Source organism: Paenibacillus sp. SSG-1 (genome assembly GCF_002224835.1).
Taxonomy (GTDB): domain Bacteria; phylum Bacillota; class Bacilli; order Paenibacillales; family Paenibacillaceae; genus Paenibacillus_AQ; species Paenibacillus_AQ favisporus.
Genome location: NZ_MBRK01000001.1, coordinates 4,753,581 through 4,766,443, shown reverse-complemented (window position 1 = coordinate 4,766,443; position 12,863 = coordinate 4,753,581). Strand labels below are relative to the sequence as shown.

Annotated in this window: 7 protein-coding genes and 1 riboswitch; all 7 genes read left to right on the top strand. The window is 57.0% G+C overall.

Annotated features, from left to right (window positions below):
- The first annotated feature begins 49 nt into the window (after window positions 1-49).
- The 7 genes from BCV73_RS22040 (at window position 50) to BCV73_RS22010 (ending at window position 12,862) form a co-directional block, all read left to right on the top strand.
- Window positions 50-2,080: a bifunctional 2',3'-cyclic-nucleotide 2'-phosphodiesterase/3'-nucleotidase gene (locus tag BCV73_RS22040; protein ID WP_256992946.1), complete on the top strand. Its 2,031-nt coding sequence runs from the start codon at window positions 50-52 to the stop codon at window positions 2,078-2,080.
- Between the two features lie 69 nt (window positions 2,081-2,149).
- Window positions 2,150-2,698, top strand: a complete 549-nt coding sequence (locus BCV73_RS22035; RefSeq protein WP_089548537.1) for an AAA family ATPase — start codon at window positions 2,150-2,152, stop codon at window positions 2,696-2,698.
- Between the two features lie 277 nt (window positions 2,699-2,975).
- The gene (locus tag BCV73_RS22030; RefSeq protein WP_089548536.1) at window positions 2,976-6,623 is read left to right on the top strand and encodes a DUF6359 domain-containing protein; all 3,648 of its coding nucleotides are present in this window, start codon (window positions 2,976-2,978) and stop codon (window positions 6,621-6,623) included.
- Between the two features lie 216 nt (window positions 6,624-6,839).
- Window positions 6,840-7,949, top strand: a complete 1,110-nt coding sequence (locus BCV73_RS22025) for an S-layer homology domain-containing protein (RefSeq protein WP_089548535.1) — start codon at window positions 6,840-6,842, stop codon at window positions 7,947-7,949.
- Between the two features lie 228 nt (window positions 7,950-8,177).
- Window positions 8,178-8,340: riboswitch (FMN riboswitch) on the top strand.
- A 127-nt stretch (window positions 8,341-8,467) separates the two neighbouring features.
- Window positions 8,468-9,424 (top strand): DMT family transporter, encoded by a 957-nt coding sequence (locus tag BCV73_RS22020; protein ID WP_076173594.1) that lies wholly within the window; start codon window positions 8,468-8,470, stop codon window positions 9,422-9,424.
- 450 nt (window positions 9,425-9,874) lie between these two features.
- A complete protein-coding gene (locus tag BCV73_RS22015; RefSeq protein WP_089548534.1) occupies window positions 9,875-11,740 on the top strand; it encodes an ABC transporter substrate-binding protein in 1,866 nt (621 codons plus the stop codon).
- A 111-nt stretch (window positions 11,741-11,851) separates the two neighbouring features.
- A complete protein-coding gene (locus BCV73_RS22010; protein WP_076173597.1) occupies window positions 11,852-12,862 on the top strand; it encodes an ABC transporter permease in 1,011 nt (336 codons plus the stop codon).
- Window position 12,863: the final 1 nt, after the last annotated feature.

Below are 12,863 nucleotides of genomic sequence, written 5' to 3'. Positions count from 1 at the left end.
CAGGAAGTGCCGGCTTGTTTCAAGCCGGCCGGGAGGAGAGGAGACATCGATGCATATAGTGAACGGGATGATCCCCGATAACAATACAACGGTCAACCTGCGGATTCTGTCGACGACGGACGTGCATGCCTGCCTGATGGATTACGATTATTACCGGGATCAACAGGATCCCTCCATCGGGCTGGTGCGGACAGCCGCCTTGATTGCGAGCGCGAGGGATGAGGTGCCGAACACGCTGCTCGTGGATAACGGAGACCTGATCCAGGGAACGCCGCTCGGAACGTATGCCGCTAAAAAATATGCTGCGATGAAGCATGGGAAAGGGCCATATGTCCACCCCGCGATCCGGATCATGAATGCGATGGGGTATGACGCGGCAACTTTGGGCAACCATGAATTCAACTATGGACTCGACATGCTGGATGACGTTATCGCCGGAGCCGAATTTCCCTATGTCAACGCCAACGTATATTTCGACGAAGGCCTTGGCCTTGAGCCTGAGGAATGCGGCCGGAACAGGTATAAGCCGTATGTCATCTTGGATAAAAGATGTCTGGATGATGCCGGGCAGGAACATCCTATCCGTATCGGGCTCATCGGCTTCGTGCCGCCGCAAATCATGGACTGGGACCAAGCTAACCTTGAAGGCCGGGTGAAGGTGAAGGACATCCTGCTGTCCGCGCTGGAATGGGTTCCGAAGATGAAGGAGGAAGGCGCGGATCTGGTCGTGGCGCTGGCTCATACGGGCTTCGACGGCAAGGTGGCGCTGACGGACGGCAATGCCGAGAACGCGGTGTATCCGCTCAGCCTGGTGCCTGGCATTGATGCGCTGACCTTTTCCCATACGCATCATGTGTTTCCTGCGGATAGGCATCTGCTGGATGCTTCCTTTAAGGATGAGAGCGGTGAACTCCTGCCGGACATCCATTTGGAAAAGGGTACGATTCACGGCATTCCGGCCGTACAGGCCGGGTTCGGCGGGGGGCATTTGGGCGTGATCGACCTGTTGCTTCAATTTCGGCAGGGGAGATGGCAGGTCGTGCAGGGGACGTCCTCGGTCCGCCGTTTGGAAAAAGAGGAGGATGCGGCACGCGACACGCCGCTTCGGGACCCAGGGATCGCCGAGCTGCTCCGGCAGGACCATGAGGCGACCGTCGCCTATGCCAATGAGCCGATCGGCACCATTCACGCCCCGCTGCACAGCTATTTTTCCCTGGTGCAGGATGACGCCTCCGTTCAGCTCGTCAACCATGCCCAGACGTGGTACGCCCGGCGGATGATTGCAGCTTCCATGCCGGAGCTGCAGCAGCTGCCGGTATTGTCCGTGGGTTCGCCGTTTAAAGCGGGGCGCAACGGTCCCAAGGAATATACGGATATTCCGGCCGGACCGATTGCGATCAAGAGCGCGACGGAGCTGTATTTGTATGACAACACGATCAAAGGGGTGCGGATTTCCGGCCGGGCCGTCAAGGAGTGGCTGGAAATGACCGCGGGAGCGTACAATCGCATCGATCCGCTGTCCTTGGAGGAACAGCCGCTGCTTAATCCGCAGTTTTCCGTGTTTAATTTCGACGTGATCAGCGGCATCACGTACGAGGTCGACGTAACGCAGCCGGCCAAATATAAGCTGGATGGGAGCCTGAACGACCTGGATGCCAGCAGGATCGTTCAGCTCTGTTACGAAGGGGCTCCACTGGACCTGGATCAGGAGTTCATCGTGATTTCGAGCAACTACCGGGTCTTTGGCGGCGGCAATTTCCCCGGGATCCGGGAGATGGAGCTGGTCATCGATTCCGAGGATGAATGCCGGCAGGTATTGATTGACTACATTACGGCATGCGGCGAAATTCCGGCTGAGGCGGAGCCGAACTGGCGCTTCACACCGGTGGAAGGCCCGGTGAACGTCACATTTACGACATCGCCTGACGCGGTGAAATATGCCGGAAATTATCCGCACATCCGATATACCGGGCGGCATAACGATCAAGGCTTCGGCATTTTCAGCCTGGATCTGGGGCGGAAGTCGCCGGAGCGGGAAGCGGAGACCCGGAATTCGGGAAAGATTGGTTTAAAGGGATAAATCCCCTGACGATCCGGAATGCCAAATATATAATGATAGGATAACCGGCATTCAAGGAGGGAATCGTACATGGCAGCTCATTCCATTCAGCAGCCTGCCGTTATCGTAATTACCGGCATTATGGCCAGCGGCAAATCGACGGTTGCGCAGCTGCTCGCCGAGCGGACGGGCAAGTCCGTTCATCTTCGCGGCGACCTGTTCCGGAGAATGATCGTGAACGACCGGAAGGAGGTCGAGCCGGACGCTTCCGAGGAGGAGCTGGGCCAGCTGCTGCTTCGCTACCGGCTTGCCGCGCAGGCGGCCGATACGTACGCCGGGGCAGGGTTTACGGTCGTGGTGCAGGACGTCATCGTCGGCCGGGTGCTGGAAGATTTTTTGTCCTTCCTGCATAGCCGCCCGGTATATTTGGTGGTGCTGTGTCCCACTCCCGAGGCGGTCGAACAGAGGGAAGCGCAGCGGTCCAAAAAGGGCTACGGGGCCTGGACGGTGGACGCCTTAAACCGCGTGCTGCATGATGAAACGCCCCGGCTCGGTTTGTGGCTGGATTCCTCCAGCTTGACGCCGGGGGAGACGGTGGACCAGATCATGTCCGGCATAGCAGAAGCCAAGATTCGTTAAATAACGGCAGGGTATGACATCACTGTTGAGGGGAGAGTCCTAGGCATAAGCCTAAAGGTCTCTCTTTTTTTTGCGCCATAAATGAGGACTGCGGCACTGCCCGCTCTTCCGCTCCCTCATATAAAATCCAAGGTAAGGAAGGGTTTCCGTAAGCACCTCGGTGCATTTGTACAGCAGTCCCATATTTTACATAATCCGCAACAAGCCATAATAAAGGGATGTTAACCTGAGGAAGCCGCAATCATAATTGCCGGAATGTAAAGGAGGAGTTCGCAAGATGGACAACCCGTATTTCGTCCGCAGGAAAAAGCTCACAGGTCTATTTCTGGCATGGATGCTGCTGCTGTCCGCCGCCTTGGGATACATGCCCGCACAGGCTGCGGCTGCGGTTCCGCTCACGGTGGCCGAAGCTCTTGCCAAAAACAACAGCGGAGAAACTGCGACCGTTGAAGGCTACATCGTCGGTGAGATGTACAATTCCAAACCGATTTATTCGGGCTTTCAGGACGATTTTAACGTATTGATTGCCGATACACCCGGGGAGAAGACACAGAGCAAAATGATTGATGTCCAGATCTCGGCTTCCTACCGTTCCCAGTACGGTCTGAAGACGAACCCCGCCAACGTGGGGAAAAAACTGACTGTTACCGGGCAATTGGCCGCGTACAGCGGCATGGCTGGAATCAAAAGCCCGACAGCGATGTCCCTGGACGGGGAGTCCGGAGAAAATCCCGGCGGAGGCACGCCGAACCCGGCGGATCCGGGCAGCGAAAATATCGGCGTTCCGACGACGCTGCCGGACGGCACGGGGAAAAAGGTGCTGTTCGACGAAACGCACGGTCAGACGGCCGGAGCTTCGGACTGGGTCATTGACGGCGCATTTTCGGACTTTGCCGACGGGCTGAGGGATGCGGGCTTCCAAGTGGACGCGCTGCAAAGATCGCTGCCGATGGACTCGCACGCTTTTGACACGCCGGCGATTACGCTGAGCAAGCTGAAGCAATACGACGTCTTTATTATCGGCGAAGCCAACATCCCGTTTAAGGCGTCCGAGCAGGCCGCCATGCTGACGTATGTCAAGGAAGGCGGCAGTATATTTTTCATCTCCGACCACTACAATTCCGACCGGAACCTGAACCGCTGGGACTCCTCGGAAGTGATGAACGGCTATCGGCGCGGAGCATTTGGTAATCCGACCAAGGGCATGTCCACCGCCGAAGCGGCATCGGGCGCGATGCAGGACGTGACCAGCACGGACTGGCTCGGCCAGAACTTCGGCGTACGCTTCCGCTTCAATTCGGTTGGGGACGTTACCAAAACCGGCGCGGTGAAATATGATCAGTCTTTCGGTATTACCGCAGGCGTTAATGATGTGGAGATGCACAGCGGCTCCACGCTGACAATTCTGGATCCGACCCGGGTCAAGGGCGTTGTCTACCTCCCGGAAAATGTGCCGGGCTGGGGCAATGCCGTAGAAAACAGCGACAAGGCAAACTTCCCGAACGGAGGCGTCTATAAAAACGGCGGCATCGCCGAAGGGCCGTTCGCTGCCATTTCCAAGCTGGAAAAAGGAAAGGCTGCATTCATCGGCGACTCCTCGCCGGTCGAGGACCCAACGCCGGGATACGTCCGCGAGGACAACGGCGGCAAGAAAACGACTTACGACGGATTCAAGGGGGAAGCCCAGGACGCCGTCTTCCTCGTCCAGACGGTAAAATGGCTGGCAGTTCATGAAGATTACGCAACATTCGAAAATCAGGGCATTACGCTTGATGAGCCGACGCCGCTGCTCGGTAAGCTGGAAGAACCGGCCACATCGGCCGAAATTCCGGGAACCGAGCCGTGGACGACGCCGGCCGCAGGGTACAAATGGTATGATCCGACGACGTACAAAGCTGGTTCCTATGGAGCCGGCGGTACGCCGCCCGTCGTTACCATTCCCGATTTGACAACCATTGCGGAAGCGCGTAAAGCGGCAGACAACGATTACGTTACGGTGCAGGGCGTGGTCACGTCGGAACCGGGAGTTTTTGGCGGCTCGGGATTTTACATGCAGGACGGCACCGGCGGTGTCTATGTGTACCCGAGCAAAGCGACAGGCTACCATGCCTTGGACAAGGTCAAGCTGACCGCCCAAAAGCTGACCTATAACACCGAGGTCGAGCTGGCCAACGAGGTCCAGGTGGCCAAGCTGGACGCCCAGGCCGATATTCCGGCTCCGGTTCCGCAGGCTGCGGCCGCGGTCAATGACAGCAACCAGGGGCAGCTGATCACGATCAAAAACGCGGCGGTGCAAAACTACGCCACCGTCACGGGCTCCCTGGAATTCGATCTCGTCAGCGGCGGCACGACGAACCGTGTCCGCGTCGACAGCCGGACGGGCATCAGCGCGGATGCGCTGAAGCAGGCCTATCCGGCAGGAACGGCCGTCGATATTACCGGGATCTCTTCGATCTTTAAAGGAGCCTACCAGTTGAAGCTTCTGAAAGAAAGCGACATCCGTCCGGCTGCGGCTGCCGGAGACAATCACGCTCCGGCGTTTGCCGACGTGCCTGCCCAGACCGTGAAAGCCGGGCAGCAAGTGACGTTCTCGGTGTATGCCAACGATGAGGACGGAGACGTTTTAAGTTATGAAGCGGTGTCCCTGCCGGAGGGAGCGGCCTTTGATGCGGCTTCCGGAAAATTCACGTGGACGCCGGCTGTGGAAGGCAGCTACACGGCTTCCTTCCGGGTTCAGGACGGAAAGGGCGGCAGCGATACGCTCCAGGTCAGCATCACGGTGGAAGCGGCAGGGACGCAGGCGCCGAACTCCGCCGTGCTGACCGGTCCGGCAGCGGCTTCTGCGGGAGCGCAGGTTGACTTGGGCGTAGGCATTACCAAGCCGGCGTTTGCCTTTACGGCGCTGGACCTGATCGTCAAGTACGATCCGGCCAAGCTGGAATTTGCGACCGTGGCAAATTCGGACGGCACGCTGGCACTGGCCGACGGCGCGGTAAGCTCCTCGCGCACCGGCTTTGGCGTGCTGGCCACCGGGGTGAAGCCGGAATCAGGCGAGATCCGCATCATCATGGCCAGCACCGGCCAGGAAAACGCCGTCTCGGAGGACGGGGAGCTGCTGAAGCTCCACGGCACGCTGAAATCCGGCGTCTCCGGAAGCGCAGCCGTGTCGGTGTCCGCCTTTGCCATTTCGGCGGACGGCAATTCGAGCCCGGTGAACACGGACTCCGCTGCGCTGCAGATCCAGATCGCCACGGCTGACCGGGCGGCGCTGCTTGCCGCCATCGACGAAGCGCAGAAGCTGGCGGATCAGGCCGTCACGGGCACGGAGCCGGGGCAGTACCCGGCATCGGCGAAGACCGCGCTGCTGTCGGCGATCAGCGACGCCAAGCGTGTGGCGGACGATGCCGCTGCCACGCAGAAGGCGATCGACGATGCGCTGACCGCTCTGAAAGCGGCGGTCAGCACGTTCAAGAACGCCGTCATCCCGGTTCCTTCGGTTCCGGTCGACAAGTCGGCTCTCACTTCGGCGATTGCCTCCGCGCAGAGCATCTACGACCGGGCCGTCACAGGGGATAAGGTCGGCCAATATCCGGCATTGGCCAAGGTCCAGCTGAAGGCGGCCATTACAACCGCGAATGTGGTCTACTTAGACAATGCCGCGACACAAAACCAGGTGGATTCGGCTGCGGCTGAACTCGGCAGCGCCGTAACCACCTTCCAGAAGAAGCTGATCACGCTGGTACCTGGAGCGGTGCAGATTACGGTGCAGGATTTGTCCATCCTCGCCAAGTACTACGGCATCCAGTCGACGGATCCCAACTGGAGCCGCGTTGCTCCGGCGGACCTGTTCAGCGAAGGCGAAATTTCGATCCGTTCGCTGGCTGCGGTAGCGCAGATGATCATCGGCAGCTGGTACGCGAAGTAAGGGGATAGAGAACCGGATGGTCCTCAAGCCCGGCTCATACGCAGTACCATGTCTCGCATGATTCATGCGGGGATTGGGACCGTATCGGGATGGATATCATCCAATGGATATGGTCGTAAGCAGCATTAGAAATCAACTGCTTGGAAAAGGATACAATCGCAGGAGCGGTGCAGGCTGCTCCTGCGATTTTCAATTCATGGAAAGAGGGCTGGACGTATGCCACGAAAACAATCTACCCGCTATGCCGCATGGGCCGTAGCCATTTGTGTCGGACTCATCGGATCAGGAACCCCCGCAAACGCTGCGGTTTCAGAAGTACGCACGGCTGGCAGCTCCCCGGTTGCCGCGGCCTCCCCGGCTATTGCGGTAACCACCGCCGCTGCGGAAGCACCTTCCTTGTCACTGGGGGTAACTTCCAATGGCTCCAAGGTGACGGTCACGGTGACCGGCGAGCGACTGAAGGACTTGTATGCGTATGAGCTGACGCTCAGCTTTGACCCGGCGAAGCTGGCTTACCGCACCGCATCCACGGGGACATCCGGCTTTTCGGTCGAACCAATTGTCCAAAACAACGAAATCCGCCTAGCCCACACCAAAGTAGGAAAAACAGCCGGAGACAGCGGCAAGCTCCAGCTCGCCGTCATTGAGTTTACGGCGCTGAGGACGGCTTCGTCCCGGGTGGCCGTGGAGAGCGCCAAATTGGTGGATTCCGCTCTCCGCTCATCCGAGATAACCGTCAAGCCGGAAATCACGGTCCAGCCGGGCAAAGCGGAAGGAACGCCGGGCACTTTCCGGGATATCCGCGGCCACTGGGCGGAGCAGCCAATTCAGAATGCGGTCCAGCAGGGATGGGTCAGCGGATATCCCGACGGCACGTTTCAGCCGGGCAAGGAAGTGACCCGGGCGGAGTTCGCCAGCATGATGATGCGTGCGGTCTCGATGGGTCAGACGGCCAACTCGCAGGCGCTGGCTTTTTCCGATGCGAAGAAGATTCCGGCTTGGGCGCTGTCTTCTGTCCAAGATGCGGTGTCGCACGGCATCATGAACGGTTATGCCGACGGCACGTTTGGCCCAAGCCGGCTCATTACCCGGGCCGAAATGGCGGCGATGACCGTCAGGGCGCTCGGTACCGGAACACCGGGAGGTGCGGGAAGTTTGAATTTTGCCGACCGCGGTCAAATTCCGGCCTGGGCCAAGCCGTATATCGCATCAGTGGTGGAGAAAGGAATCATGCACGGAAGAGCGGGCAGCCTGTTCGCCCCGAACGCGCACGCAACGCGGGCTGAAGCGGTGGCCGTGATCCTGTCGGTGCTTGAACAGCGATAAGTGCTGCCGCGAGTCCGTTCAGTGCTTGCTACAGGCTCATCAATGCCTGCCGTCTGTCATTTTAAATGGCTGCTGATATACCGAAAAATGTCCATCTCCAGCCCCATATCCAAATTTTTAATCCATGGAAATAAAAAGCTATTAAAAAACTGAAACACTTTTGGATACATTTATGCTATAATGATGAAAACAATGTAAGTTGCATGAAAAAAATAAAAATAAATGAATATGGATCTTCGGGGTAAGGTGAAATTCCTGACCGGCGGTGAGCGTTCTCTTCTCATGATGAAGACGGCGTCAAGCCCGCGACTCGCAGCTTTAGCAATAAGGCGGCGACTGACCTGGTGGAAATCCAGGGCCGACGGTAAAGTCCGGATGGGAGAAGATCAAAGAATAGGCATGTGCGAAATTTTGACATTTCCGCAAGCTTATTTGATCAACCCCCGATGTGTCGATTGATGTCGATCTCGGGGGTTTTCCAATGTTGACTCCGTATTCAGGGATAGGGGAACTGGAGTATGGAAAATGTAAGCAGCAATATCAAGGTCCGGCCCGCGGCAAGCGGGAAGGCCGAACGCAGCAAATCCGGCTTTTGGCTGGTCGTGCTGGGTGCAGCATTGTGGGGAGCGGATCCGCTGTTCCGGATCATTTTGCTCAAAGAACATATGACGGCAACGCAGATCGTGCTCATCGAGCATATTTTGCTGGTGCTGTTCGTCGCACCGATGCTGTGGAAACATCGGAGCGAGTTGAAAGGCCTGAAACTGCGCCATGTCGGCGCGCTGCTTTTCCTGTCGTGGGGCGGCTCGGCTATTGCAACCATCCTGTTTACGCAGGGGCTGTCCTCCGGGAACTTGAACGCGGTCGTTCTGCTGCAGAAGCTGCAGCCGATCTTCGCCATTCTTATGGCCAAACTGCTGCTGCGTGAGAAGCTTCCGAAGCATTTCACCTGGCTGTTCATCGTGGCGCTGGCCGGAACGTATTTGTTGACCTTTGGCTTCACGTTTCCGTTCGGGCATGTGAATGATTTCGTCAAAGTCGGCAGCTTGTTCTCGCTGGGTGCCGCGGCACTGTGGGGCGGTTCCACGGTCATGGGTCGTCTGATGGTCGGAAAAATGGAGTATGAGACGGTGACTTCGCTGCGTTTCATTCTGGCGCTGCCGCTGCTGATCGGGATTACCATCAATCAGGGAGATCCTTGGCAGGTGCATACCGACGGGGGAACGCTGGCTGCAGTGTCGATCAACATGCTGGGGCAGGCGCTTCTGCCGGGACTGTTCAGCTTGATGGTGTACTATAAAGGGCTGACAACGACGAAAGCATCGGTGGCGACGCTGGCGGAACTGAGCTTCCCGATGGTGAGCGTGCTGATCAACTGGATCGTATTTCATCAGGTCGTGACGCCAACACAAGCGGTCGGATTTATCCTGATCTGGGCGGCGCTGTTCATGATTTCCCGCAAGAGCGCGGCTTAAAGCTTGCAAGCAGCCAGTCCAGGATTTGAAGACGCAATTTTATATAGGTTTGAAAAGCGGTTCCTGCTGATGGCAGGGGCCGTTTTTTTATTTGGAAGGAAGGGCAAACCGTACGAAGGATTTCAGTAACTTTTTTTCAGCACATTTAAAAAATAAATCAGTCATCATTTCCAAGCGATCCCTCATACATTTTACGGAAAGCGCTTGCAGAACACGTTTTAGCCGCATGAGTCCGTCAGCCCGCTCCGTACTTTTTCGTGAAGGGGTATGCGGTTTCCTCGGAATGAAGAGGTTTGATTTCTTCGGATCCATGGGGCACGAACCTTCCGATCTGAAGACGTGAAATCTGCATCACGCTTGCATGTATATAAAATGAGCTAAAGGCGAAGTGCTGTCCCTGTCTTAGTTCAATTTATGTAGATGTGAATTGGAGGAAATGGGGGAGTTTACATGAAGCTGAAATTAGCTTCCAAGCCGCTCATGGCCCTTTTCGTGGCGGCGACCGTGATGATCGCGGGCTGCCAGACCGTGCAGCCGCCTTCCGCAACGGGAACGACGACGCCGCCGGCGCAAGGGGAAACCAAGCCGGCCGATCAGGGAGAAAAAGCCACGGAGCCGGCGACGACCGAGCCCGCGGCGAACCAGCCAGCAACGAGCGGAGACGCCAAAGAAACGCCGAGAAATGAAACCCTTTACATTAACGGAATTCAATGGGGGCCGCCATCCAACTTCAACCTGCTGAGCGGCAATCCGGCCTTCCCGATCAACTATGGTAACTCGAGAGAGCTGGTCTACGAGACGCTGTTTATGATCAATCAGCTGGACGGCAAGCTGGAGCCGCTGCTCGGCACCAAATACGAGTGGACCGACGACATGACATTGCATATCGAGCTGAATAAGGACGCTAAGTGGAGCGACGGCAAGCCGTTTACGTCCGATGACGTTGTGTACACCTACCAGCTCGGCAAAAAATACGACATCAACTGGAGCAACTATTGGGCGTACATTGCGGATGTCACAGCGGACGGCCCGAATGCGGTCAAGATCATGCTGAACAAAGACAACCCGAACCGTCTGACGGTGCTTGACAGCATCGAGCTGATCCCGATGATGCCCAAGCATATTTGGGAAGAAATCGAGAAGAAGTCAAACAACGATCTGGCGACGATCCGCAAGGAAGTCAACGCCAATCCGGTAGCCACCGGCCCTTACAAAATCTACTTCTACAACGACCAGAAAATCACGATTGTGCGCGACGACAATTACTGGGGCAAATCGCTCTTCGGCAAGCTGCCTGCTCCGAAATATATTACGCACGTCATCTACAAGGATAACGCCGCCGGCGATTTGGCCTTCAAGAGCGGGCAGGTGGACGTCTCCCAGCAGTTCATCCCACAGGTATGGAACATGTGGAAGAACGGCGCCCCGATCAAGACCTATCTGAAAGACGCCCCTTATTACGTCCCGGGCTCCATGCCGTCGATCTTCTTTAATTTCTCGAAAAAAGGGCTGGATAACCCGGACGTCCGCCGCGCGATCGCGATGAGCATCGATTACAAGAAAATTTCCGACCTCGCGATGAGCGGCTACTCGGCAGCGATGCAGCCGTCCCTGACGCTGAACACGGACGCGGAATCTAAATACGTCGATCAGGCTGCGATCAAATCGCTGCAGTGGACGACCGACGTCAAGGCGGCCAACGAGCTGCTCGACAGCATCGGCGCCAAAAAAGGCAAGGACGGCATCCGCGTGCTGAACGGCACCCGCCTCGGGCCATTTGAAGTGGAATGCCCGTACGGCTGGTCCGACTGGAATGCGGCGCTGGAGATCGTGGCCCAGAGCGCGAAAGCGATCGGCATCGAAATCCGCACGAAGTTCCCGGAAGCGCCGGTATGGACGAACGACCTGCAAACCGGCAAGTTCGACATCATCATGAACACGCCTGCGGGCGGCGTCAATCCGAGCCAGCCGTGGAGCAGAGCGCATGACATCATGTATTCCAAGGAAGTGGCTCCGCTCGGCGAAATGGCGTTCTGGAACTGGGGCCGTTACAAAAACGACAAGGCCGACCAAATTATCGACAAAATTCCGAGCGTCACCGATCAGGCCGAGCTCAAAACCCTGTACACGGATTTGACGAAAATCTGGCTGACCGACATTCCGTCCATTCCGCTCATGTACCGTCCGTGGGTGTTCCATACGGTCAATGAATCGGTATGGAAAGGCTTCCCCGTCGACGGAGACGGAAGCAACATTCCTCCGCAAATCGCCATGGACGGGGCGGGCATCCGGGCGCTGTACCAGATCCACAACTAAGCCCAAGGAAGCGGCCTGCATGGGAGGCTCCCGGCACTGCCGGAGCGCCATGCGGGCCCTCTTTTCCAAGACGCATCCACCGCCGATCCAAAGATCAAGGGAGGGACCTTCTTGAATGCCTATGCCAAATATTTCGTAAAAAAGCTGTTCTGGTACCTGGTGACGCTCGTCATTGCCGTTTCCCTGAATTTTTTCCTTCCGCGCATGATCGAGGGGAATCCCGTCGCCATGATCGTCTCACAGATGACCAAAGGGATGACGGACAGCGATACGATCAAACGGGTCTATGAGACGTTCATTCAGGAGTTTGGTGTTGACAAGCCGCTCTGGCAGCAGTTTCTGATCTATGTCCAAAACCTGTTTACCGGCAACCTCGGCACCTCGTTCGGCCTGTATCCGAAAAAGGTGACGGACATCCTGGCTTCAGCGGTGCCGTGGACGATCGGCCTGCAGCTGCCGGCGATTCTGGTAGGCTGGATTCTGGGCAACGTGCTCGGAGCCGTGGCCGCCTATAAAAAAGGCGTGTTCGACAAGGTGATTTTTCCGGTAGCCCTGTTCGTGAACTCGATTCCCTTTTTTACGCTGGCCATCATCATGCTGTACGTATTCGCCCTGACGCTGGGGTGGTTCCCGCTGTCCGGAGGGTATGATTTTCAAATGATTCCGCAGCTCAGCTTTGAATTTATCGGCTCGGTCATCCGCCATCATACGCTGCCATTCCTCTCGATCGTGCTTGTCACCATCGGCGGCCAGGCGATCGGGATGCGGGAAATGTCCATTTACGAGCTGAATGCCGACTATGTGCTGTACAGCAAGCTGCTTGGGATCCGCGATTCGCGCATCTCGAGATATGTGTTCCGGAACGCCATGCTTCCCCAAATTACCGGACTGGCTTTGTCCATCGGCACGATGGTGGGCGGTTCGCTCATCTGTGAAATCGTGTTCAGCTATCCGGGCATCGGCACCTGGCTGTTTACGGCCATCCGTCAGCTCGATTACCCGCTTATTTCCGGCTGTACGCTGCTGATCGCGCTCTCTGTTCTGCTGGCTAACTTTACGATTGATATCATTTACGGTTTTATCGATCCGCGGATCAAAGCCTCGCAAATGGAGGACCAGTAAT